This is a genomic window from Pseudomonas sp. RC2C2 (assembly GCF_018390435.1).
GTDB lineage: Bacteria > Pseudomonadota > Gammaproteobacteria > Pseudomonadales > Pseudomonadaceae > Aquipseudomonas > Aquipseudomonas donghuensis.
In genome coordinates this window covers 1289118-1311655 of sequence record NZ_JAHBAX010000001.1, presented here as the reverse complement: position 1 = coordinate 1311655, position 22538 = coordinate 1289118, and the positions used below count along the sequence as shown (strand labels likewise).

General features: G+C 63.0%; 20 protein-coding genes. 5 read left to right on the top strand and 15 right to left on the bottom strand.

The features are described from left to right. Positions 1-8 precede the first annotated feature (8 nt). The 3 genes from KHO53_RS06015 (at position 9) to KHO53_RS06005 (ending at position 3445) form a co-directional block, all read left to right on the top strand. Complete coding sequence (locus KHO53_RS06015; protein ID WP_026001173.1) at positions 9-1085, top strand: HlyD family secretion protein; 1077 nt, start codon at positions 9-11, stop codon at positions 1083-1085. Further along, entirely contained in the window at positions 1082-2548 is a 1467-nt protein-coding gene (locus tag KHO53_RS06010; protein ID WP_036996834.1) for an efflux transporter outer membrane subunit, read from the top strand. The genes KHO53_RS06015 and KHO53_RS06010 overlap by 4 nt, the downstream gene beginning before the upstream one ends. A 102-nt stretch (positions 2549-2650) precedes the next feature. Then, the gene (locus tag KHO53_RS06005; RefSeq protein ID WP_010220688.1) at positions 2651-3445 is read left to right on the top strand and encodes an SDR family NAD(P)-dependent oxidoreductase; all 795 of its coding nucleotides are present in this window, start codon (positions 2651-2653) and stop codon (positions 3443-3445) included. Positions 3446-3487: 42 nt separating this feature from the next. Here KHO53_RS06005 and KHO53_RS06000 read toward each other — a convergent pair whose 3' ends face one another. The 4 genes from KHO53_RS06000 to KHO53_RS05985 form a co-directional block, all read right to left on the bottom strand. Next, positions 3488-5179: an alpha-keto acid decarboxylase family protein gene (locus tag KHO53_RS06000; RefSeq protein ID WP_100782525.1), complete on the bottom strand. Its 1692-nt coding sequence runs from the start codon at positions 5177-5179 to the stop codon at positions 3488-3490. A gap of 48 nt (positions 5180-5227) precedes the next feature. Next, positions 5228-6541: a phenylacetate--CoA ligase PaaK gene (gene paaK / locus KHO53_RS05995; RefSeq protein WP_010220690.1), complete on the bottom strand. Its 1314-nt coding sequence runs from the start codon at positions 6539-6541 to the stop codon at positions 5228-5230. Positions 6542-6730: 189 nt separating this feature from the next. After that, positions 6731-7873, bottom strand: a complete 1143-nt coding sequence (locus tag KHO53_RS05990) for an acyl-CoA dehydrogenase family protein (protein ID WP_010220691.1) — start codon at positions 7871-7873, stop codon at positions 6731-6733. Positions 7874-7945: 72 nt separating this feature from the next. Continuing rightward, positions 7946-8359, bottom strand: coding sequence for an acyl-CoA thioesterase (locus tag KHO53_RS05985; RefSeq protein WP_010220692.1), 414 nt, complete (start codon positions 8357-8359; stop codon positions 7946-7948). A 496-nt stretch (positions 8360-8855) separates the two neighbouring features. On the opposite strand from KHO53_RS05985, the gene KHO53_RS05980 reads away from it, so the two are divergent. Together KHO53_RS05980 and KHO53_RS05975 are read left to right on the top strand one after the other, a co-directional pair. Further along, complete coding sequence (locus tag KHO53_RS05980) at positions 8856-9596, top strand: SDR family NAD(P)-dependent oxidoreductase (RefSeq protein ID WP_010220694.1); 741 nt, start codon at positions 8856-8858, stop codon at positions 9594-9596. A 41-nt stretch (positions 9597-9637) separates the two neighbouring features. Beyond that, positions 9638-10552: an HpcH/HpaI aldolase/citrate lyase family protein gene (locus KHO53_RS05975; protein WP_010220695.1), complete on the top strand. Its 915-nt coding sequence runs from the start codon at positions 9638-9640 to the stop codon at positions 10550-10552. On the opposite strand, the gene KHO53_RS05970 is transcribed toward KHO53_RS05975, so the two are convergent. The 11 genes from KHO53_RS05970 to algG form a co-directional block, all read right to left on the bottom strand. Beyond that, the gene (locus KHO53_RS05970) at positions 10532-11224 is read right to left on the bottom strand and encodes a TetR/AcrR family transcriptional regulator (protein WP_145959290.1); all 693 of its coding nucleotides are present in this window, start codon (positions 11222-11224) and stop codon (positions 10532-10534) included. The genes KHO53_RS05975 and KHO53_RS05970 overlap by 21 nt on opposite strands. 297 nt (positions 11225-11521) lie before the next feature. After that, positions 11522-12346, bottom strand: a complete 825-nt coding sequence (locus tag KHO53_RS05965; protein ID WP_036996832.1) for an SDR family oxidoreductase — start codon at positions 12344-12346, stop codon at positions 11522-11524. Between the two features lie 33 nt (positions 12347-12379). Then, positions 12380-12730 (bottom strand): thioredoxin family protein, encoded by a 351-nt coding sequence (locus tag KHO53_RS05960; protein WP_010220698.1) that lies wholly within the window; start codon positions 12728-12730, stop codon positions 12380-12382. Positions 12731-12815: 85 nt separating this feature from the next. Then, complete coding sequence (locus tag KHO53_RS05955) at positions 12816-13280, bottom strand: hypothetical protein (RefSeq protein ID WP_010220699.1); 465 nt, start codon at positions 13278-13280, stop codon at positions 12816-12818. A gap of 150 nt (positions 13281-13430) precedes the next feature. Next, positions 13431-14882 carry a mannose-1-phosphate guanylyltransferase/mannose-6-phosphate isomerase gene (locus KHO53_RS05950; RefSeq protein ID WP_010220700.1) on the bottom strand — a complete coding sequence of 484 codons (1452 nt, stop codon included), beginning with the start codon at positions 14880-14882 and terminating at the stop codon, positions 13431-13433. A 33-nt stretch (positions 14883-14915) separates the two neighbouring features. Further along, the gene (locus KHO53_RS05945; protein WP_010220701.1) at positions 14916-15572 is read right to left on the bottom strand and encodes an alginate O-acetyltransferase AlgF; all 657 of its coding nucleotides are present in this window, start codon (positions 15570-15572) and stop codon (positions 14916-14918) included. Positions 15573-15585: 13 nt separating this feature from the next. Continuing rightward, positions 15586-16743, bottom strand: a complete 1158-nt coding sequence (locus KHO53_RS05940) for an alginate O-acetyltransferase (RefSeq protein ID WP_010220702.1) — start codon at positions 16741-16743, stop codon at positions 15586-15588. Positions 16744-16754: 11 nt separating this feature from the next. After that, the gene (locus KHO53_RS05935) at positions 16755-18212 is read right to left on the bottom strand and encodes an MBOAT family O-acyltransferase (protein ID WP_159389136.1); all 1458 of its coding nucleotides are present in this window, start codon (positions 18210-18212) and stop codon (positions 16755-16757) included. Positions 18213-18407: 195 nt separating this feature from the next. Next, positions 18408-19529: a mannuronate-specific alginate lyase gene (locus KHO53_RS05930; protein WP_213570089.1), complete on the bottom strand. Its 1122-nt coding sequence runs from the start codon at positions 19527-19529 to the stop codon at positions 18408-18410. A 7-nt stretch (positions 19530-19536) separates the two neighbouring features. Continuing rightward, complete coding sequence (locus KHO53_RS05925) at positions 19537-20946, bottom strand: alginate O-acetyltransferase (RefSeq protein ID WP_010220707.1); 1410 nt, start codon at positions 20944-20946, stop codon at positions 19537-19539. A 13-nt stretch (positions 20947-20959) separates the two neighbouring features. Continuing rightward, a complete protein-coding gene (algG, locus tag KHO53_RS05920) occupies positions 20960-22525 on the bottom strand; it encodes a mannuronan 5-epimerase AlgG (RefSeq protein WP_100782532.1) in 1566 nt (521 codons plus the stop codon). Positions 22526-22538 lie beyond the last annotated feature (13 nt).

Genomic DNA, 22538 nt, shown 5'->3' with positions numbered 1-22538 from the left:
TAGTCGTAATGACCCTAAGTAAAAACCATAAATTGGCCTTGATTGCAGCGGCGGTGCTCATCGTCGGCGGCATAGCCTTTACTGCCTTGCCCTCGATCTTCGGTTCGGGCGGCGTGCAATCGACCAACGATGCCTATGTCTCGGCCGACTACACCGTGGTCGCGCCGAAAGTCTCGGGTTTTATCACCCGGGTGCTGGTCGAGGATAACCAGCGGGTCAAGGCCGGGCAGACCCTGGCACTGATCGATGACCGCGATTTTCAGGCGGCCCTGGCGGCGGCCGAAGCGCAGTTGCTGATGTCCAAGGCCCAGGCGCAGAACGCCAGGGCGACCCTGGAGCGTCAGGCATCGCTGATTTCCCAGGCGCAGGCAACGGTGGCAGCCGACGAAGCGGAACTTGCCTTCGCCAACCATGAACTGACCCGCCACAGCCGCCTGGCCGAGCAGGGCGCGGGCACCGTGCAGAACGCCCAGCAGGCGCGCAGCCGGGTCGACCAGGCGCGCGCGCGCCTGGCCAACTCCAGCGCGGCGCTGGCGGCGGCGCGCAAGCAGATCGATATCCTCACCGCCCAGGTCGATGCTGCCCAGGGTGGCCTCAAGCATGCCGAGGCGGCGCTGGAGCGCGCCCGCCTGGACCTGTCCTACACCACGATCGTCGCGCCCATCGACGGCATGGTCGGCGAGCGTGCGGTGCGCGTGGGGGCTTACGTCAACCCGGGGGCGCGGATGCTCTCGGTGGTGCCGCTGGAGCGTGCCTATGTGATCGGCAACTTCCAGGAAACCCAATTGACCCACGTGCTGCCTGGGCAAATCGTCGAGGTGAGCGTTGATACCTTTGCCGGTGAACGCCTGCGCGGTCGCGTGCAAAGTGTCGCCCCGGCCACCGGCCTGACCTTCGCGGCGGTCAAGCCGGACAACGCCACCGGTAACTTCACCAAGGTGGTGCAGCGTATTCCGGTGAAGATCGTCTTCGATGCCGACCAGCCGTTGCTGGAGCGTTTGCGGGTCGGCATGTCGGTCGTGGCCAGGATCGACACCCAGAGCAAGGCCAAGGCCGAGGCGGGTAACGAGGTCAGTGTTCGATGAGACTTGCATACACGGCTTCGCCCCTCGTGCTTGGCGCTACGCTGACCTTGAGCGCCTGCACCGTCGGCCCGGACTTCGAGGCGCCGAAAAGCACCGCGCCCTCGGCATGGCCTGCGCTGCAGGAAAAACCGGCCCCCAGCCAGCCGCAGAGCGCGCCCCTGGAGGCGCGCTGGTGGGAAACCTTCGACGACCGCCAGCTGTCGGCGTTGATCCAGCGCGCGGTGGAGCGCAACCTCGATCTGCAGATTGCCACCTCGCGGCTGATGCAAAGCCGTGCGGTGCGCATGAGCATCGCGTCCGACAAGTACCCGGCGGTGGACCTCGATGGCGGCTACAGCCGCACTCGCAACAGTGCCGAAGGCCTCGCTGACCCGTCCGGCAAGGGCGGCAAGTCAGCCTTCAACCTCTGGCAGGGGGATTTCACCGCGTCCTGGGAACTGGACCTGTGGGGCCGCGTGCGCCGTGAGGTGGAGGCCGCGGACGCCAGCGTCGAAGTGGCCGAAAACGATCGCCAGGGTGTGCTCTTGTCGTTGCTGGCCGAAACCGCCCGTGACTACATCCAGTTGCGCGCAGTGCAGAACACCCTGGCGGTGGTACGCGAGAACCTGGATGTCTCCCGGCATAGCCTGCGCCTGTCGCAGATGCGTTTGAACGATGGCGTGGCGACCAACCTCGATGTCGCCCAGGCCGCCGCCCAGGTGGCCTCGATCGAGGCGCGGCTACCGACTCTGGAAGAGCGCCAGGCGCAGCTGATCAACGCCCTGAGCCTGCTGGTTGCCGAGCCGCCGCGCAGCCTGCAGAACGAACTGCTCACGCCGGTCGAGTTACCGCGCACGGTACAACGCTTTGCCATGGGCGTGCCGTCTGAACTGGCCGAGCGTCGCCCGGACATCCGCCAGGCCCAGGCGCAGTTGCACGCCGCCACGGCCAGCATCGGCGTGGCCAAGGCCAACTTCTACCCGAGCATTCGCTTGTCCGGCAGCGCCGGCTTTCAGTCGCTGCAGCTCTCGGACTTCGGTAACTGGAGTTCCCGCCGCTTTGCGATCGGCCCGCAATTGAGCTTGCCGATTTTTGAAGGCGGGCGCCTCAAGGGCGTGCTCAAGCTGCGCGAGGCGCAACAGCAGGAAGCGGCGTTGCAGTACCAGCAGGTGGTGTTGCGTGCCTGGCACGAGATCGATGATGTGCTTCGCTTGTACAACGCCAGTCAATTGCGTCGCGACCTGCTCGATGAAGCGGTGCGCCAGAGCCGGGTGGCCCTGGAAACCGCGCAGCGCCAGTACGTGGAGGGCGCGGTGGACTTTCTCAACGTCTTGACCGTGCAGGGCACGCTGCTGGCCAACCAGGAGCAGTGGGTAGAAAGCAGTGCCGCGACCTCGCTGGCGATGGTCGGGTTGTACAAATCCCTGGGCGGTGGCTGGCAATCTTTTGCGCCTTCGCTCCAGGCCGCTGCCGAACTCGACTGATGGCAGCGGTCAAACAGCCATGAAGCCGTGGCCAACAGCCTTCAACGCTGTTGGCGGCGTGCTGTTTGTGGGCTCTCATTTCATCCATATAAGGACGCAGGTATGAATATTTCCTTGCACGGCAAACGTGCGATCGTCAGCGGCTCCACGGCCGGTATCGGCTTTGCCATTGCCTTCGGGCTGGCAGAGGCAGGCGCTGAAGTAGTGATCAACGGGCGCAGCAAGGCACGGGTGACCCGCGCCATCGAACAGATCCAGCGCAAGCTGCCGGGCGCGCGGGTAACCGGCGTGACGGCTGACCTGGGGACTGCCGAAGGGGCCGAGACGTTGTTTGCCAAAGTACCGGATACCGACATTCTGGTGAACAACCTGGGGATCTTCGAACCCAAGGGCTTCTTTGACATCACTGACGACGACTGGCGGCGCTTCTTTGAAGTCAACGTGATGAGCGCAGTGCGCCTGTCGCGTCACTACGCCCCGGCCATGGCCGAGCGTGAGTGGGGGCGGGTGTTGTTCCTGTCGAGCGAATCGGCGTTGCAGATCCCGACCGAGATGGTTCACTACGGCACCACCAAGACGGCCTTGCTGGCGATATCCCGCGGCCTGGCGGAAACCCTGGCCGGGACCGGCGTAACCGTCAACGCGGTACTGCCGGGGCCGACTCGCTCCGAAGGCGTCGGTGGTTTCTTCAGCCAGATGGCCGAAGAGCAGGGTGTGCCCGCCGAGGAGCTGGAAGCCAGCTTCATCGCCGAGCATCGTTCCAGTTCGATCATCAAACGCTTGGCGACGGTCGAGGAGGTTGCCAGCCTGGTGGTCTACCTGGCGTCGCGTCAGGCCAGCGCCACGACGGGTGCGGCAATGCGTGTGGATGGCGGGGTGGTTCGCTCGATTGCCTGATCACCTGCGGCCTGGGCGACGGTGGTCGCCCAGGCGCGGGTTTCAGCTGGCGATTGCTGGCTGGCTGAGCGGTTGCAGGCCGTAGTCGAACTCGGCAAACAGACGGGCAAAGCGCTTGAGCGACTCCGGTGCGTCCATGCGTTCCATCACCACTTCAATGAACACCAGGGTGTCAGCGCCTTCGGCCTCGACCAGCGCGGCCTCCAGCTGGTCTTCGGTGTGCACGGTGAAATGCCGTGAGCGATCGCGGGTATCGAGCACCTGTGGCAGTTGCGCATAGCGCCACGGGTTGATGTCGTTGTAGCTGGAATTCTCGCCGAGGATCAGCCGCTCGATGGTGTAGCCATCGTTGTTGATCAGGAAGATCACCGGCTTGAGTTGGTGGGCGAGGATGGTCGACAGCTCCTGCACGGTCATCTGCAACGAACCGTCGCCAATGAACAGCATTTGCCGCCGCTCGGGCTGTGCCAGCAGGCTGCCGAGCAGGGCCGGCAGGGTGTAGCCGATCGAGCCCCAGATCGGCTGGGTGATGTAGGTCACGCCGCTGGGCATGCGCAGGCCATTGAGCCCCGCCGATGACGTGCCGCTTTCGGCAATGATCAGTTCGTCGCCCTTGATCAGGTGGGCCATGCGCTGCCAGAAGCGCAACTGGCTGAGCGGTTGCTCGGGCAAGGCGCGCACCGCTGGCGGGGCGCTGAACGGTGGTATCTGCCGCGGCGTGGCCCGTAGCGTTGGTGGTTGCTGAACGAGCTTTTCCAGCACCTGGCGCATGCTCACCGCGTTGTAGTGCACTTTGCCCAGCGAGGCGGCGTAAGGCTGCAACTGGATCAGGGCGCCATCCTTGAACTTCTGCGAGAACAACGCGGTGCTGGTGTCGGTGAAGCGGGCGCCGATACTGATCACGCAGTCCGCCTGCTCGATGGCTTCACGCACGCTTGGCGCCGAGCCCGCACCGGCATAGGTACCGAGAAACAGCGGGTGCGATTCCGGCAGCATGGCCTTGGCTGGCGGCAGGTTGGCAAAGGGCAGCTCAAGGCGCTCGATCAGCTCGAGTACCTGCGCGGTCAGACCAAAACGTTCGACGTCGATGTCCACCAGCAACACCGGGTTGCTGGCACTGGCCAGACGCTGGTGCAGTTGCGTGACCACGTTGAGCAACTGGCCCGGCTCGCTGCGGGTTTCGCTCAACTGCAGCGGCGTTTGGGGCACTTCGATGTGCAGGCAGGCCAGATCCGACGGCAGTTGCAGGTAGACCGGCCGGCGCTCGCGGAAACAGGTCTGCAGCACCCGGTCGATTTCCTGGGCGGCGTTTTCCACGGTGATGCGTGCCTGGGCCACGGTGAACTGGCGCAGGGTGACCATGATGTTGTCGTAGTTGCCGTCGCACAGGGTGTGGTGCATCAGGGCGCGGTCGATAATCGCGTGCAAGGGCGGCATGCCGGAAATCATGATGACCGGGACCCGCTCGGCATAGGCGCCGGCAATGCCGTTGAGGGCGCTCAGGTCGCCCACCCCGTAGGTCGTCAGTACCGCGCCAAAGCCCTGGGTGCGGGCGTAGCCGTCGGCGGCATAGGCGGCGTTGAGTTCGTTGCAGTTACCGATGAAGCGCAGTTGCGGCAGGGCTTCGACCTGTTCGAGCAGGGTCAGGTTGTAGTCGCCGGGCACGCCGAACAGATGGCGGATGCCGAATTCCTGCAGGCGACGCAGGAGAAAATCGCCAATGGTCATATCCATGATGGGGTCAACCTCGTGAGTCCTTTGAGGGGGGCGGGCAGCAGGCTTTTAGCGTTTGCCGCGCAGATCGATGACTTTTCCGGCCTTGCCTTCAGAGCGCTTGAGGGTGTTGCACGGCTGCAGGACGATGCGCGTGCTGATGCCCACATGCACCTTGATCTGGTGGCTGAGGTGCTGGCAGGCGGCAAGCTGTTCCTCGGTGCTCAGGCGGCTGTGCTCAGGGCGCATTTCGACCTGGACGGTCAGCGAGTCGAGGTTGCCCTCGCGGCTGACGTGCAGCTCATGCACGGGGCTGAAGATGAACAGGTTCAGCAGCTGTTCCTCGATCTGGCTGGGGAACACATTGACCCCGCGAATGATCAGCATGTCGTCGCTGCGGCCGGTAATCTTGTCCAGCCGGCGCATGGCCCGGCCATTCCCTGGCAGCAGGCGGGTGAGGTCACGGGTGCGGTAGCGCACCATCGGCAGCGCTTCCTTACTCAGGGTGGTCAGTACCAGCTCGCCGAACTGGCCGTCGGGCAGCACTTCGCCGGTTTGCGGGTCGATGATTTCCGGGTAGAAATGGTCTTCCCAGAGGGTCGGCCCATCCTTGGTGTCCAGGTGTTCCATGGCCACGCCCGGGCCCATGACTTCCGACAGGCCATAGATGTCCAGGGCCTGGATTCCCAGGCGTTGCTCCAGCTCGGTGCGCATCTGCTGGCCCCAGGGCTCGGCACCGAAGATCCCGACCCGCAGCGACAGCTCATGAGGGTTGATGCCCTGGCGCTCGATTTCCTCGGCGATGTTGAGCATGTAGGAGGGGGTGACCATGATGATGTCTGGCTGGAAGTCCTTGAGCAGTTGCACCTGGCGTGCGGTCTGGCCGCCTGACATCGGGATCACCGTGCAGCCGAGTTTCTCGGCGCCGTAGTGGGCCCCCAGGCCCCCGGTAAACAGGCCGTAGCCATAGGCGATGTGGATTCGGTCGCCGCGCTTGCCGCCAGCGGCACGGATCGAACGGGCCACCAACGAGGACCAGACGTCGATGTCGTTGCGGGTGTAGCCGACCACGGTCGGTTTGCCGGTGGTGCCGCTGGAGGCATGCAGGCGTGACACCTGGTCCATGGGCACGGCGAACAGGCCGAAGGGGTAATGCTCGCGCAGTTCGGCCTTGCTGGTCAGCGGGAAGCGGGACAGGTCTTCCAGGCTCTCCAGGTCATAGGGGTGCACGTCCCGGGCATGGAACTGCTCGCGGTACCAGGGCACGTTGTTGTAAGCGTGCGCCAGGCTCTGACGCAGGCGCAGCAACTGATGCGCGCGCAGTTCATCGAGGCTGGCATGTTCGAAGCGGTCGTCGACGGGCTGGGCAAAGGCAGCAGGCATCTGGGCGACGGGGGTTCTGTGCAGGGGTATCGATTTGGTTGGCATCCGATCTGCTCTCTTCATGGATGGACGGAATAAAAGGCAGGCAGAATCCCGCCGCCGTGCCACGCCTGGCAGGACCGTACGGGCCTGGCCGGCGTGGTGGCAGGGGTTGCGAAAAAAGGCTTGCGGGCTGCTGGCTCGACCGCTTCAGGCGGCCTGTGTCAGGCGTAGCAGCTGGTTGAAGATGTTTTTCTGGTGCATTTCTTCGGTGCCGCCGACGCTGGCGAACCCCAACGCATCCTTGACCAGGTTGGCGATGTCGCCTTCGTGGTAACCCAGGCTGCCATACAGCTTGAGCAGGCTGATGGCGCTGTTGATGAAGTCCTGGGCCGCGCCGAGCTTGGCGATCGAGCAGCTCATCAACGCCTGTGGATGGTCGTTGAGCAGCTGATCCAGCGCGGCATAAACCATCCAGCGGTTGCGCTCCATGCCCATGGCCAGGTCCACCAGGCGCTTCTGCACATACTGGTGGTTGTCGATAGCGCTGTTGAAGCTTTCGCGCTGCGCCGCGTACTGCATGGCCTCGGTCAGGAACGGAGTCGGCAGGTTGGCGGCCACCAGGCCGTAGTACAGGCGCCCCAGGGAAATGATCTTGATCAGCTGCTGCAGCCCGCGACCAGGCTGACCGAGCACCTGGGACGCCGGGATGGCCAGGTTGTCGAAATACAGCGGGCCGGTGGGCAGGTGCTTGTTGCCCAGCTTGTCGTCAGGCTCGCCGCGGGTCAGGCCCGGGGTGTCCTTGTCGATCATGACCAGGGCAATGTTGGCTTTGGCGTCAGTGTCCAGCTTGGTCACGATCAGCATGAAATCGGCCACTGGTGCGTGGGCGATATTGAACTTGCTGCCGTTCAGGCGATATCCGTCGGCGACCGGCGTCAGCAGGCTGTGGATGCTGCGCACATCGGTACCGGTACCGGGTTCGGCAATGCCGGTGGCACTCAGTGCACCGTTGAGGATCGCGGTCAGGTAGCGGTCTTTCTGCTCGTCGCTGCCGTACAGCATCAGCGCGCGAACCATGCCGGCCTGAGCGATCACCGAGAGCAACAGCTCCGGCGTGCGGATCGAAGAGGCCAGGCCTTCGAGGGCGGCGGTAAAGCCCCACCAGTCCTCGCCCAGGCCGCCATGGCTGGCCGGAATCACCAATTGCCACAGGCCGGCGTCGCACAGGCGTTGCCAACCGTAATGATCGAAACCGGGCGCTGCGGTTTTGCGGGCGGTGGCCAGCTCGGCACCGATTTCCCGATATTTCACCAGCAACTCATGTTGCTGCGGAGTCCAGGAGAGTTTCATTGCTAGGTTACCTTTGCAGTCTGTTCGCCGGCCGCAAGGCGCCCGGCGAAACCGTCATCCTTGAGCAGCTGCTCAGCCTTCCTGGAACGCCAGGACCTGATCCTTGAATGCTTGCGGTACAGGGATGGTGGACTGTTTGTCGTAGTCGAACATGACGTGGTAGGACTTGGCCTTGGCGACCACTTCCTTGCTGTCGTCCTGACGGCGCATGGTGTGCTCGATTTCAAAGCTCTTGGTGCCGAACTTCACGACTTCGCTGGTGACCACCAGGGTTTCGCCATACATGGCTTGCTTGATGTAGTCGCACTCACTGCGAACCATGATGTGCGGCAGCTTTTCGCTCTTTGGCAGTTTCAGCAGATCGTGCATGTAGCAGAGGTAGGCGTGCTGCATGTAGTCATAATAAATCGGGCTGCTGACATGACCCATCGAGTCGGTGTCGCGGTATTTGATTTCAATGACGGTGTCAAAACCCTTGTTGCTCATCGTGAACGTCCTTTTATTGATTTGTGGGGCTGAAGATTGCAAGAAAGTTGAAACATCGTTGAGCGGGTAGTTGTCACTTTTAACAACGTTTCAATTTGTTTCTTATCCTAGGCAAGTTGCCGTGCTATGGCTACTCGCATTCAAATAACCGAGTGCGGCGCTGCGTGATTGCTCAGGTTGAGCTCAGGAAATACGCGGGCTTGCTGGGTTTTAAATGGACGTTATGGTTCGTTATGAGACGCTGCGTCGATTTGTCGCGATGAAAATAAAATGGATTTGCAAGTTGCTCGCATTTCGTCGGCGATAACGAGTCTGGGTATCGGATATTTAACAATTTTGTTAAATGCGAGTTAAACCTGGCAGCGGCTCGGCTTTGCCCCGTTATTATCGGGGGCCGGTAAGCGAGTAGTTGTTGTCTCAACATTCTTTTAGCATGTCGGACAGGCGTGGACTGGTAATGAAAGGTTCACGGTTTGCCTCAAGGAGTGCAGTTGATATGTTGGAACAAACCAAGGTTGCCGTGGTGACCGGCGCGGCCAGCGGGATCGGCGCGGCAACTGCCCGGCAACTGGCTGACGAGGGCTATCGGGTCGCGTGTCTGGACCTCGATGAGCGCGGGTTGGCGGCGACGTTGGCGGCGCTTGGCCCGCAGCATCGCAGCTTCACCCTGGACTTGTGTGACGAGCAGGCAGTGGCGGCAACGTTTACCGAGATTGAACACTGGCAGGGGCGGGTGGACGTACTGGCCACCTGCGCCGGTGTCGTTGATACCGCGCCTTTCGAGCAGTTGAGCGTTGCGCGCTTGCGTCAGTTGCTGGATATCAACCTGATCGCGACCTTCAGTGTGGTGCAGCAGTCGGTTCGCCTAATGGCGCGTGGCGGACGCATTTGCACGGTGGCCAGTGTCGCCGGCATTCGCGGTGGCGGGTTGGCCGGCACACTGGGGTATGCCACCAGCAAGGGCGCGGTCATCACCCTCAGCAAAGGCCTGGCGCGTGAGCTCGGGCCGCGCGGCATCAACGTCAACTGCGTCGCCCCGGCAGTGATCCGCACGCCGATGCTCGACGACACCACCCGTGATGCCGGCAAGCTTGAACAACTGCATGGCATGACGGCCCTGCGCCGCGAAGGCAGCGCCGAGGAAGCGGCCGAAGTGATCTGCTGGTTGCTGTCGGGCAAGGCTTCTTTCGTCAGTGGCACCACCATCGCCGTCGATGGCGGCCTGGCGATGCTCTAGTTGTTTAGTTGTTTTCCATTCTCTTAGTACAGGACGTCATCATGGCTGTTTCCAAGGATAATCCGCTGGCGCTTTGCCGCACCTTCTTCTTCATCCCGGGGGCCGATCAAGCGGCACTGCTCGATGCGCTCAATGGCGGCGGCGATGTGCTGGTCCAGGAGCTGGAAGATTTCACCCCGCCATCCCGCCGCGCCGAAGCGCGGGCCTTGTCGGTGAGCATCATGCAGCACTGGCGCGAATGCGGGCGGATCAGCTCGGTGCGCATCAACCCGTTCGAAACCTGTGGCTACGAAGACCTTGAAGCGGTCATGGCCGCGCGTCCGCAAGTGGTCATGATGTCCAAGGTCGAGGCCTGCGAGCAGATGATCGAGCTGGACAAGCAGATCACTCGCCTGGAAGCGCAGTATGCGATCGAAGCCGGATCGACCTTGATCGTGCCGAATATCGAAACCGCCCTGGGCGTGGTCCGGGCCATCGAGATCGCCCACTCCAGCCCGCGGATCAAGGCAATGCTGGTCGCCACCGAAGACATGGTTGCCGACCTGGGGGCCGGGCGCAGTCGTGCCGGTACCGAACTCTACTATCCGCGTTCGCGGTTTTTGCTCGAATGTGCGGCCGCAGGGGTGCTGGCCATCGACTCGCCTTACACCTTTGCCGATGACGCCGGTGCCGAGGCAGACATGCAATTTGCCCGATCAATCGGGTACCAGGCCAAAGGCGTGGTCAATCCGGCCCATGTGGCCGTTGCCAACCGCTACCTGACGCCGACGGCGGCAGAGGCCGACCTGGCACGGCGGCAGATCGAGGCGTTCGAACAAGCGGCCAGTACCGGCAGTGTGCGCGCCGAAGTCGATGGCCTGGTGGTGGAAGTGCCTAGTTACCTGCAATCACGGCGTTTGCTGGAACGCTACCAGCAATTGCAGCGGGTACAGGCTTCACGCGGCGGGAATGCGTGAATGGGCCAGGGCACTGTTGCTGCTGTCGAGCAGGTACGGGCGCCGGGTGAAGGCCGGGTTGGGGCTTGAGCACAACAGCCCGGTCACCGAGCAACTGATGGCCTGCTCGATTTCCACCTGGCTGATCTGTGGCGCATCAAGGATGTAGGCCTTGACCATCGAGGTGATCATCTGCGCCGTCAGCCAGGCGGCCGACTGCAGGTTGGAGTGGGCCAACTGGTGGCTCCAGCGTTGCAGCAGGCACTCGATCGACTGGGAGATGCGCGCTTTGTACTGATGCTCGCTGGATTCGTTGCTGAGGAAGGCGAAATCCTTGTCGAGCAGACGATGCAGCTCCGGTTCCTGCAGGTGCAACTGCAGCAGGGCGCGCACCAGCAGCTTGATGTGCGCCTGCAGGTCGGCCACTTCGTACTGGCCGGCGACATCGAGGATTACCCGGTTCACCGACTGCGCGTGGCGTTCGTAGAGGGCGGCAATCAGCGCGTCCTTGTTCGGGAAGTACTGGTACACCGAGCCGACACTAACCCCGGCGCGCTGCGCCACCAGGTTGGTGTTGGTACCGGCGTAACCGTGCTTGACCACGACGGTGGCGGTAGTCTTGAGGATGGTCTCGACCATCATCCTCGAGCGGGCTTGTGTGGGTATCTTGCGCGGAAGTTGAGCTTGTTTCACGAATGACTCCAGAATTTACCTGATCGCATTTGTGAGAAAGACTGCCAGCCAGACCACGGGGCTCCGATCCTGGAGGTTTTTCCCTGAATGTCTTTGAACCGGCAGTGTTCTCTGCCCGCAAATGGGGCATGCAGGCCCTAACTCAAGGGCGTGCAAGGACACAGAGGGCTGGCCAGCCGTTCAAATACGGTAGGGATTCTTCGCCTTGGCGAGACTTTGGAAAATGCTCTAGCGTGCAATTTATAGTTAGCGATAGGGTCAGCTATCGCAGGCGTTCACCCCCGAAAACCGGGAAGATCACAGCATCCGGTTCAGACCGAAACGTTTTTTCAGGACCTTTTGCAGCATACCGTTGGGCAGCCAGCTGGCCAGTAACGGCAATGCCCGGCTGCCATTGCCCAGGCGCACCAGCGTCGGCGTCGGGCTTTTCTGCACGGCATCGAGCACGCCTTTGGCGAATTTGGCGGCCGGTGTCGGGTTGTCCTGGGAGGCCCGGGCGCGGGCGCGGATGCCTTCGCGCAGCGGCCACCAGGGCGAGGTTTCGTCGAGTAATTGCTCGGCCTCGCGCCCGGCGTTACTGGCGAACTGCGAGGCAATTGCGCCTGGCTGCACTTCCATGACCCGTACAGCAAACGGTGCCAGCTCCAGGCGCAGGGTTTCGCTCAGCGCGTGGACTGCGGCCTTGGAAGCGCAATAGGCGCCGGCGAACGGGGTCACCAGAACCCCGGAGACGCTGCCAATGTTCACCACCAGGCCCCGATTGCGTCGCAGTAAGGCAAACAGTGCAGCGGTGACGCCCACCGGGGCGAAGACGTTGGTCTCAAATTGCCGGCGCATCGCCTCGACGCCGCCGTCGAGCAGTGGGCCCATGGCACCGTAGCCGGCGTTGTTGATCAGCACATCGAGGCCATTGCCGCGTTGCTCAAGCTCGTTTGCCAGTTGGCTCAATGCCGCTGGATCATTGACGTCCAGCTGGCGGGCGGTGAAACCCGAGGCTGCCAGGCGCTGAACATCTTCAGCCTTGCGCGCGGTGGCCCAGACGTCGAAGCCCGCGTTGTTGAAAGCTTCGGCCAGGGCCAGGCCGATACCGCTGGAGCAACCGGTGATCAAGACGCTTGGCATAAGTTGCTGTCCTTGAGCAGTGGGGGTACTGGATCATACTTCAGCGATCAATGTTTTCAGCGCATTTTCCAACTGTTCGGTGTAGATGCCGGTCCACAGCTGGCGCTGGCTTGCAGTGTCATACAGCAGTTGAGTGGGCACATGGGTAACCTGCAGGTCGCAGGACAAGGCCTGAAAGGCGGCGAAGGTCAGTTGATAGAACTGAACGCGGTCCCGATAGCCGTTGTTGGCCAGGGTAGTCACATTGCGTTTGGCGTCGGCGCACGCCGGACAGGTGTCCGAGTACACCAGGATCACCACCGGCTTGGCCAGGGTCCGATGGTTATTGATACGTTCGAAGAGCAGCTTGAATTCGTCCTGAACCGCTGGCGATGTATCGACCATGACCTTACTCCGCTAGGCAGTGAAGTCTGCAGCGATATTCAACAGGGTTTTGCCGCTGGGGTAACCTGGCAAAAATACCAGGTGCTCAGTCGGCGAAGCTGCCTTGCAGGTGCTCGGCGCGGTAGTCGACGCTCTGTGGCCGGTAGCCGGAGCGCAGCGGTGGCAACGGCAGGCACTCTTGCCAGCTGGCGCCAGGTTGCAGCTCGCCCGGGCCGCGGTAGCGCGGCGCGGCATAGGTGTTTTCGGCAAGGTTGACGGTATCGCCCGGGGCATAGGCGGCGACCCGCCAGCGCAGTTCCAGCAAAGGCACCGAGTTGCCGTTGTTGATATGCACTTGCAGCGGGCGATCGGCCGGGCATTGCTCGGGGGCGTAGGTCAGGCGCAGTTCCAGGCGGGCCAACTGGTTGGCTTCGCGGTTGTCCAGCCACACCACCCACAACGCCACCAGCCCCAGGCCGAGCAATGCTGCCAGGGAAATCGGCAGGGCCTTGGCCGGGTAGCGCAGCAGCAGGACCAGCCAGGTGAGGATCAGCAGGGCACCGATGAACATGGAATGAACCTTGTGTGCGGGGTGCTTTCATCCTAACCGTAAATCGGGTGGGCCTCAAAAAGCTTCGCCGGCAAGGCCGGCTCCCACAGGGATTGTGAATACAGATCCAGTGTGGGAGCCGGCCTTGCCGGCGATGGGCAGGCTACGGGGTTACTGCGCGATGGTCTTGATCGAGATCCCGCGCTCGATCGGCGTCGAGCGCCCGTAGACATCTTCAAAGCGCTCGATATCGTCCTCGCCCAGGTAACTGCCGGACTGCACTTCGATGATCTCCAGCGGGATCTTGCCCGGGTTGCGCAGGCGGTGCACCGAAGCGATCGGGATATAGGTGGACTGGTTCTCGGTGAGCAGGAACACGTTCTCGTCGCAGGTCACCTCGGCGGTGCCGGACACCACGATCCAGTGCTCGGCACGGTGGTGGTGCATTTGCAGCGACAGGCTGGCGCCGGGCTTGACGGTGATGTGCTTGACCTGGAAGCGCCCGCCCATGTCCACCGAGTCGTACGAGCCCCACGGCCGGAACACCTCGCAGTGGTTCTGGGTTTCACTGCGGCCCTGTTCGTTGAGGGTGTTGACCAGTTGCTTGACGCCCTGAACCTTGTCCTTGTGGGCAATCATCATGGCGTCCTTGGTCTCGACCACGACGATGTTCTCAAGGCCGATCACCGACACCAGCTTGCCGTTGCCGTGGATCATGCAGTTACGGCTGTCCTGGACCACCACGTCGCCCTTGGTGACGTTGCCGTTGTGGTCTTTTTCGTGCACATCCCACAGCGACGACCAGCAGCCGACATCGCTCCAGCCGGCCGACAGCGGCACCACGCAGGCACGCCGGGTCTTCTCCATCACTGCGTAGTCGATGGAGTTGTCCGGGCAGCAGGCGAAGGTGGCTTCGTCGATGTTCAGGTTGTCGCCGTCTTGCGTGCTGCGCTCCAGGGTCAGCAGGCAGGTGTCGTAGATGTCGGCATCGTGCTTTTTCAGCTCTTCGAGGAAGCGGCTGGCGCGGAACAGGAACATGCCGCTGTTCCAGAAGTAACCGCCGGCGCGGACGAATTCGGCCGCGCGCTTTTCGTCCGGCTTCTCGACGAACTGCGCCACCCGGCTGACGCCTTCGGGCAGCAGCGCATCCTGGCTCGACTTGATGTAGCCGTAGCCGGTTTCCGGTTTGCTCGCCGGGACTCCGAACAGCACCATCTCGCCGCGCTCGGCGGCCACGGTGGCCAGGGCCAAGGCGCGTTGCAGGGCTTTCTGGTCATCGATCACATGGTCGGCCGGAAGCACCAGCATCAGCTCGTCACGGCCTTCGTTGACCAGCTTCATCGCGGTCAGGGCTACCGCTGGCGCGGTGTTGCGGCCGAAGGGCTCCATGAGGATGCCCTGGGTTTCGAGTTTCAGGTTGTGCAGTTGCTCGCTGACGATGAACTTGTGGTCCTTGTTGCAGACCACGATGGGCGCGTCCATGCCGTCGAACACCAGGCGCTCGATCGTCTGCTGGAACAAGGTGTGTTCACCGGTCAGGGCCAGGAACTGCTTGGGGAATTGCTTGCGCGACAGGGGCCACAGACGCGAGCCGCTACCACCGGACAGAATGACTGGAATCATGAGTGTTCTCCAAAAATTGAAATAGGCAGGTGGTTAACGGGTGGATACCGGGCGCTTGACCCAGACCGGCGACAGGTTGCTGCCGGAGCCGGTGACATACAGCACCGCCGCTTCGCCGCGCTCCAGAGCCACAGGCTTCAGGTCGCTGACTTTCTTGTCGCCTTCATACAGCGCCAGGCTGACCTTGACCGGATTGATCTCGCGCTCGCCACGGGCTTTGGCGGCGACCGGCTTGACCACTTCGGTCTTGCCGTCGGCGGTCTTCAGGGTCAGGGCCTGGTCACTGAGGTTCTGTACCCGAACCAGGGATTTCTGCTTGTTCCTGAACGGTGGCTCCTCGATCAGTTGCGGCTGGCCCGAAGCGTTGTTGACCAGGGTGTAGTAGTGATCAGCGGCGAGCTTGACCGGCAGGCTCTGACTGCCGACCTTGGCGCTGTAATCACCCTGGGGCATGAAGCTGAAATCACTGCTGCCCTGGGCGGCCACCGCGTTGATCTGGGTATTGCCGACGCTGGCGCTCACTGGCTGGGCGCTGGCGTTGTAGATGCGCACGAAGGTCGAGCCTTTCGGTGCGGTTGGGCCATACAGTGCGGCATCGGCGCCGGCGAAGGCTTGCAGCGACAGCAGGCTGAGCCCTGCGGCCAGGGCGCAGGCTTTGGCGATGCGGTGCTTTGGGGTATGCAAGGTCATGTGCGTTTCCTCTTCAGTTTTCCGTCCGATGGGACGACAGGGCCAGGTCTTGATTGGCATTGCGGGTTTTTTTCAGCTGCGCGATCCACTGCGGATCGAATGCGCTGAGGTCGTTTTGCATTGGCAGATAACGTTCCGGGAACTCCCAGATCAGCACTTGCGGCGCGCTGTTCTTGAAGGCGTCGGTTTGCAGGTACTTGAGCATCGGCAGCAGTGGGCCATGGCCGTCTTCGGCGTAATTGACCACGTCGCTGCGCAGCGCCTGTTGCAGGGCACCGAGGAAGTTCCAGTTGGGGTTGGCGCTGTAGCTGGTGCCGATCAGCGCCACCGGGATTTCGTTGTCGGCGAACAGTGCGTCGCCGTTTTCACCTTCAGCCTGGGCTGGGCGGGTGCTGCGTTTTTGCAGGGTGTCCGGCGGCGGCAGCAGGTTGCTGAACAGTGGGTCGAGCGGCAGGAAGTTGGTCAGGTCGCCTTTGTACGGCGCGCTCTGGCGCTGTTCGGTGACAAACTGCTGCGGCTCGCCGTTGAGCAGGGTCTGGCGCGCGACGGCGGCGGCCAGGTGCTGGGCGACCACTTCGGCGCCCAGCGGCGTCCAGTGGGTGTCGGTGCGCAGGAACACCTGGCCACGGGCCTTGGCCTCCTGCAGCGGCGCCAGCAGGTCGGGGGCGAACACACCGGCCTGGCGGGCCTGGGCGTGGAACTCGTTGTACAGGTCAGTGTGCAGGCTGGCTGGGGTCTGCTCGCCGAGGTACTCCGGATACAACCGCGCCTTGGCCGGCACGATCGCCAGCACCAACTGCACGCCGCGTTGTTGCAGGGTGTCGCGTACACCGCGAATCAGCGCGAGGTTTTCCTGTTCGAACTGGTCGCTATTGGCCACCGGCTTGAACTCCTCGTCACTGAACAGCCAGTGCTCGCGGCCCAGCACCACGCCCGGGCGGCCTTCGTTGAACAGCTTGAAATCCAGCGCCGCCCACAGGTTGGTACCGATGCGCTTGAGCGGGAACTGCTCGTCGTAGTGGGTCTCGGCGGCCTTGGCCAGCTTGCCGTCGAGGGCAGTCATTTGCGCGCTGCGCTGGAAGCTGCCAAGGCCGCCCAGCGACCACAGGCCCAGGCCCAGCAACAGGGCGAGGAACAGCAGGGCGTAGAGTTTGCGTAATGATCGGGTCATGGTCGGCTCGCTCAGAACTGGAAGTAGAGGAACGGCGAGTAGCTTTGCGCCGAGAGCTTGAGAATCGAGGCAACGAACAGCAGCAGCACCAGCGCACGGGTGGCGTACAGGCCCCAGTCCAGGCCCAGGCTGCCGTCGGCGTGGACCGCCACGGGGCTGGCCTTGGCTTCGGGCTTGGCGTTGCGGTAGAAGTCGCGCAGGCCGAAGTACGCCAGGGTCGCGTAGGCCAGCACCAGGGTCGCCACTTGCAGGCCGGTGAGGCTGGCGCGGTTGAGCTCCGACAGTTGCCAGTCAGCGAAGCTGAACATGGCGCCGTACATGCGTGCGGCGACGTGCAGGTTTTCGGCGCGGAAGATCACCCAGCCCATCACCACCAGCAGGAAGGTGAAGGCCCAGCGCACCAGGTTGAAGCGCTGCGGCGCGGCGTTGATGCCCAGGGCCCGCTCGATCGCCAGCCACATGCCGTGCCAGGCACCCCAGACGATGTAGGTGAAGTTGGCACCGTGCCACAGCCCGCCCAGGAGCATGGTCAGGAACAGGTTGCGGTAGGTGGCGAAGGTGCCGCCGCGGTTGCCGCCCAGGGTGATGTACAGGTAGTCGCGCAGCCAGGTCGACAGGCTGATGTGCCAGCGCCGCCAGAACTCGGTGATCGACTGGCTGATGTACGGCTGCTTGAAGTTCTCCATGAAGCGAAAGCCCATCATCAGGCCCAGGCCGATGGCCATGTCGCTGTAGCCGGAGAAGTCGAAGTACAGCTGCGCGGTGTAGGCCAGGGCGCCGAGCCAGGCGTCGCCGGTGGTCGGGTTCTGCAGGGCGAAGCAATGGTCGGCGACCACCGCCAGGGTGTCGGCGATGAACACCTTCTTGATGAAGCCCTGCATGAAGCGTGTGCAACCCTCGGAGAACTTGTCCAGGGTGTGGGTGCGGTGGTTGAACTGATCGGCCAGGTCCTTGAAGCGCAGCACGGGGCCGGCGATCAGGTGCGGGAAGATTGCCACGAAGGCGGCGAAGTCGATCAGGTTGCGGGTCGCCGGGGTGTCGCCGCGGTACACGTCGATGATGTAGCTGATCGACTCGAAGATGTAGAACGAGATGCCGATCGGCAGCAGCACGTGGGTGAGGATGAACGGCTCAAGCCCGAACGAGGTCATGATCGCGTTGAGGCTGTCGACGCCGAAGTTGGCGTACTTGAAGTAGCCGAGGATGCACAGGTCGACCGCCACGCCCAGCAGCAGCCAGCGCTGGGCCGGTTTGGTGCGCACGCCGGCGGCGCCGACTTTCAGGCCGATCCAGTAGTTCCACAGGGTGACCCCGGCGAACAGCGCCAGGAAGTCCACCCGCCACCAGGCATAGAACACATAACTGGCCAGCAGCAACAGGGCGTTGCGATAGCGTTGCCCGCTCAAGTAGTACAAGCCGAGAAAGATCGGCAGGAACAGGAACAGGAACACATTGGATGAAAACACCATCCCGATCTCTCCTTGTCGTTATCAGTCGGGGCAGCAGCCCCCAAACCCCCCGTGAAACCTCCCGGGAGAAACCAGATCAAATCTTTGCCTTGCACCAACCCTGTAGGAGCTGGCTTGCCAGCGAGGCGTCGTATCTGACACATCGCGGTGTTCCGATCGCTGGCAAGCCAGCTCCCACAGGGACAATGCAGATCCTTACTTTTTCTGTTCGGCCTGCGGGTCATAGACCCGGGTCAGGTCGCCGCCCAGGCGGAAGCTCTTGAACGGCTGCATGTCGTGCTTGCGCCCGAGCACATCGCTGTTGCAGCGGTAGAGGCTGCACCAGGGTTCGAGCCAGGCGTACTTGCTGTCGATCTTCAGGTCATCCATGTCCTGCTTTTCACCATTCTTGGCCTTGAACGGGCTGGGGTCTTTCGCCCCCGCCAGCACCCGTTCACCCAGGCGCTTGAGCGCGCCGTTGTTTTCCGGGCGCACATCGACACCGTTGGCCTGGGCGAAGCTGGCGATCATCGCTAGCGGCGGCAGGGCATAGTTGTGGTAGGCCAGGGCACGTTGCTTGCGCTTGAGCTCGTTGGGCAAAAAGCCCTGGGCGTCGACCTGGTTGGCGGCCACCCGGTATTCCTTCAACGACCAGTCGAACAGGTCGCGGCGGTCAGTGGCCACGGCGGTCGCCATCACCGACCAGGCCGCCCAGTAGGAGTGGTTGTTGATCTTCTCCAGCGGCAGGTCGCTCCAGTCCTTGACCACCTGGTCGGCCAGGCGCCCGAACCATTTCTCGATCAGCTCGGCCTGTTGCTGGTGCGCAGCCAACGGCTGGGAGTTGGAGAACTTCAGGTGCAGCCAGGCCGAGCTCAGGCTGCCCAGCGCCCATTTGCGCATCGACTTGCCGGTGTGGTTGTAGTCGGTGGACATCAGCGCATTGGCGCTGGCCCAGCTGCTCAGCCACTCCAAGGTGCAGTCGAGCTGCTGCGGGCGGCCATCGCGCATGTACTGCATGACCTGTTTGCTGACCCCGCGCTCAAGGGTGGTGATGCTCGCGGTGGAATCGCGAAAGGCTTGTTCCGAGGCCTTGTTCAGGGTCGCGCGGGCTTTGTCCGAGCCTTCGTACTTGCTGCGAAACTGCAGCTTGCCGGTGTAGGGACGGGGGATGGCTTCGCACTTGAAGTCGCTGCCGCCGCTCTTGAGTTTCTCGATCCCGGCGTAGTAACCCTGGGGAGGGACCAGCCCGGCGGCCTGCACGGCCGGGCCGAACAGGGCCAGGGCCAGCGCGAGCACCTTGAAGCCCGTTCCTACAGGGGATGTGCTGAATGTGTTCATAAGCACCTCACTTGCGTTTGCACAGCGTGGCTGCGACTTTCTGGCTGCCGCTCTGCGGCCCCTGAACTTCCACGGCGAGCAGGGTCTGGGCGGCCCAGTCCTCGTCCTCGCGCAGCTCGAAGGCAAAGCGGCCATCGGTGTCGGCGGTCTGCGGCTTCTCGATCTTCAGGTCCTCGTGGCGGCCGTTCATGTACCAGAGGGTGGCTTGCAGGGTCTTGACCGAGGTGTCCTCGAACTGGATGTCCAGTTGGTGACGGCCATTGGTCAGGTCCTTGATCACGCCGTTACGGCCGTTGACCATCAGCTCGTTCTTGCCTGGCTTGAGTGTGGTGCTGGCGCTCATCTGCGCGGGCTTGCCTGCGCAGCCGTTGTCGACCAGGGCGAGCATCTGCCGCCAGATGGTTTCCTGGTCCAGGCGGTACAGCGGCGAGAACTCCCAGATGAGGATCTTCGGTGGGTTTTTCTGGAACGCTTCGCTGCCCAGGTACTGGATCATCGAGCCTTCCAGGCCGCCGCCAGGGAAGGCGACGTTGAGCACGTCGGCGCCGATGTACTGTTCGAGAAAGCCCGAGAAGTTGTAGTTCTTGCCGCTGTGGCTGGTGCCAACCAGGGTGATCTGCGGGTTGCCGGAATCGCCGAACAGGTCGTCGCTGCCACTCTCGCCCTTGGGTTCGGTGACGAACTGGTCCATGTACTGCACCGCGTAGCTGGTGCCGCACAGTTGCCCGGCGACGTTGTGCAGGGTGCCGGTCTTGCCCATGCGCCCGGACTTGTGGCTTTCGAACTCACGCTTGGGCACCTCGGCGAAGGCCGCCATCTTGTGCACGCTGTCGGCGACGATCTTCGCCGCGCGCTCGGCGCCGTAGGGGGTCCAGTGCTGATCGCCGCGGAAGTAGAAATCCTTGCCCTGGTCGGCGGCGGCCAACTGTTCGTTGGTCAGCGGCGACAGGTCGGGCACGGTGTAGCCCATCTTGCTGAAGCGCCCGAGCATGGCCTGGTAGTTGTGCAGCGCCTTGGTGTAGTTGAAGGCGGCCTTGTCGGCGGGTTTGAGCATGTTGCGGTTCACCAGGCCACGGGTCGGCTGGTAGACGATCACCAGTTCCACGCCCCTGGCCTTGAACGCATCGTGCAACTGCTGCAGGCGGCGGTAGCCGGCCGGCGTGGTGTCGAACTCGGTGCGCAGGTCTTCGCGGGTGCGGAACAGCCAGTCGCCCTGGGCTTGTATCAGGGTGGTGAAGTTCTGCTGGTAGCGGGTGGTGTAGCGGCTGGCGTCGTGGGCCTGCGGGCACAGCTGGCAGCACGGTTCGGCGCTGAAGCGGGGTGCCTGGGCCTGCTCGGCCGACGCCTGGGCACTGATCGCCAACAGGGCGGCGGCAAGGCCGGAAAGGCTCAGCAGCTTGGTCAGTTGTGGTTGCATAAGATTGGCTTCCTCAGTCCAGCATTTCGGTCTGGCGCTCGACCGGATCGATCAGCACGGCTTTGCCCTGGCGCACCATCAGGTCGAGAATCTCGTCCTGGCGCTCGCCCAGTACCCCGGAAAAACTGATGCCGCTGGCCTTGCTCGGGGCCAGCATCGAGACCCGGTACAGTTCCACGCTCAGCGGCGAGTCGATCGACAGCGGGCCGCTGCCGTTGGCCGCCAGCTCACCGCCGACGACGATCAGCGAGACCTTGGTGTCGAACGGGTCGAGGGCGATGTCGCGGTCGGTTTCCGACAGGTCCTTGATGTGCCCGTACACGCCCACCAGGCCGTTGGCCATGGCGACGTTCTCGTACAGGCGGATGTTCACGCTGTTGCGCACGCGAATGCCGTGGCGGCGGTTGTTGATCAGCTTGTTGCCCCAGATCAGGTTGTCGCCGCTCTCGTACAGGGTGATGCCGTCGGTGTGGTTGCGGTAGATCTCGTTGTAGGCGATCAGGTTGTTGACGCTGTTACGGTCGATCACCACGCCCGAGAGCTTGTTGTCATAGCTCTTGTTGTTGATGATCCAGCTGTCGTTGACCTCGCGCGAGACGATGATGCCGTGCTTTTTCTTGGTCCCGTACACGGTGTTGCCGGCGATGATCAAGCGGTGCGAGCGGTCGTGGGGGTCGATGCCGTAGACGATGTTGTCGCGGTAGGTGCTGTCCTTGACCACGAAGTCGCTGGTTTCGTAGCAATAGAAGCCGTACCACATGTCGCTGAATTCGGAGCCGATGATCCAGCCGGTGGGTTCCGAACGGCCCATCTGCTTGGCCATGTTCGGCGTGTACTGGGAGATGCTCACGCCGTAGGACTTACTCTTGGCGTAGCCGAAGCTGGCCATCTTGCTGTTGACGATGTAGGTCTCGGTGCCGCCCCAGGACAGCAGGAACGGGCGAAACTCCTTGGGCGAGCGGAAGGTCGCCGGGCCGTTGTCCTGCTCGCGCCAGCCAGTCACCCGGGTATCGCTGACGAACAGCTTGCCGTCGTTGACGATGAACGCGCCGCCCTCCTGGGACAGGCGCAGTTCCTTGACCTTGGCGTCGATCTCGAGCACGCCTTTTGGCCCGACCACGATCGGCAGGCGCGCCAGGTACACGCCCGGTGCGGTTTCGCGCAGATACTGGCTGGGCACCTGCTTGCTCAACTCGGTGAAGTCGACATGGCCGTCGTCGATGAAGATCGCCTGGGGGATGCCATGCTGGCGCGCCACCCACTCGGCCATCTTGTTGTCGCCGCCGATGAACTCCTTGAGGCTGTTTTCCTGGAGCATGCGCCGCACCGAAACCTTGCCCTTGTGGCTGCGGACGATCTTTTTCTGCACGGCATCAACGGTGTAGCCGGACAGGTCCGGCAGGGTCGGTGCCGGGATCTGCAGCGGCTCGATCGGCGCGCTGCTGACGGTGTAGGTCTTGGCCTGCTGCAGCTCCTTGGCCACCGGCGTCGGCGCCTGGCCGTTGGCCAGGGCGATGCTGCTGGCCAGCAGCAGGGTGCCGGCCAGCAGGGCATGGAGCGTGTTCGGAGGAAGGCTCATTTCATTGCACCCC

What these genes read in the sequence shown, in the direction of transcription:
- KHO53_RS06015 (WP_026001173.1), top strand. Translation starts at nt 9, where the DNA reads ATGACCCTAAGTAAAAACCATAAATTGGCCTTGATTGCAGCGGCGGTG.
- KHO53_RS06010 (WP_036996834.1), top strand. Translation starts at nt 1,082, where the DNA reads ATGAGACTTGCATACACGGCTTCGCCCCTCGTGCTTGGCGCTACGCTG.
- KHO53_RS06005 (WP_010220688.1), top strand. Translation starts at nt 2,651, where the DNA reads ATGAATATTTCCTTGCACGGCAAACGTGCGATCGTCAGCGGCTCCACG.
- KHO53_RS06000 (WP_100782525.1), bottom strand. Translation starts at nt 5,179, where the DNA reads ATGGATATGACCATTGGCGATTTTCTCCTGCGTCGCCTGCAGGAATTC.
- paaK (WP_010220690.1), bottom strand. Translation starts at nt 6,541, where the DNA reads ATGCCTGCTGCCTTTGCCCAGCCCGTCGACGACCGCTTCGAACATGCC.
- KHO53_RS05990 (WP_010220691.1), bottom strand. Translation starts at nt 7,873, where the DNA reads ATGAAACTCTCCTGGACTCCGCAGCAACATGAGTTGCTGGTGAAATAT.
- KHO53_RS05985 (WP_010220692.1), bottom strand. Translation starts at nt 8,359, where the DNA reads ATGAGCAACAAGGGTTTTGACACCGTCATTGAAATCAAATACCGCGAC.
- KHO53_RS05980 (WP_010220694.1), top strand. Translation starts at nt 8,856, where the DNA reads ATGTTGGAACAAACCAAGGTTGCCGTGGTGACCGGCGCGGCCAGCGGG.
- KHO53_RS05975 (WP_010220695.1), top strand. Translation starts at nt 9,638, where the DNA reads ATGGCTGTTTCCAAGGATAATCCGCTGGCGCTTTGCCGCACCTTCTTC.
- KHO53_RS05965 (WP_036996832.1), bottom strand. Translation starts at nt 12,346, where the DNA reads ATGCCAAGCGTCTTGATCACCGGTTGCTCCAGCGGTATCGGCCTGGCC.
- KHO53_RS05960 (WP_010220698.1), bottom strand. Translation starts at nt 12,730, where the DNA reads ATGGTCGATACATCGCCAGCGGTTCAGGACGAATTCAAGCTGCTCTTC.
- KHO53_RS05955 (WP_010220699.1), bottom strand. Translation starts at nt 13,280, where the DNA reads ATGTTCATCGGTGCCCTGCTGATCCTCACCTGGCTGGTCCTGCTGCTG.
- KHO53_RS05950 (WP_010220700.1), bottom strand. Translation starts at nt 14,882, where the DNA reads ATGATTCCAGTCATTCTGTCCGGTGGTAGCGGCTCGCGTCTGTGGCCC.
- KHO53_RS05945 (WP_010220701.1), bottom strand. Translation starts at nt 15,572, where the DNA reads ATGACCTTGCATACCCCAAAGCACCGCATCGCCAAAGCCTGCGCCCTG.
- KHO53_RS05940 (WP_010220702.1), bottom strand. Translation starts at nt 16,743, where the DNA reads ATGACCCGATCATTACGCAAACTCTACGCCCTGCTGTTCCTCGCCCTG.
- KHO53_RS05935 (WP_159389136.1), bottom strand. Translation starts at nt 18,212, where the DNA reads ATGGTGTTTTCATCCAATGTGTTCCTGTTCCTGTTCCTGCCGATCTTT.
- KHO53_RS05930 (WP_213570089.1), bottom strand. Translation starts at nt 19,529, where the DNA reads ATGAACACATTCAGCACATCCCCTGTAGGAACGGGCTTCAAGGTGCTC.
- KHO53_RS05925 (WP_010220707.1), bottom strand. Translation starts at nt 20,946, where the DNA reads ATGCAACCACAACTGACCAAGCTGCTGAGCCTTTCCGGCCTTGCCGCC.
- algG (WP_100782532.1), bottom strand. Translation starts at nt 22,525, where the DNA reads ATGAGCCTTCCTCCGAACACGCTCCATGCCCTGCTGGCCGGCACCCTG.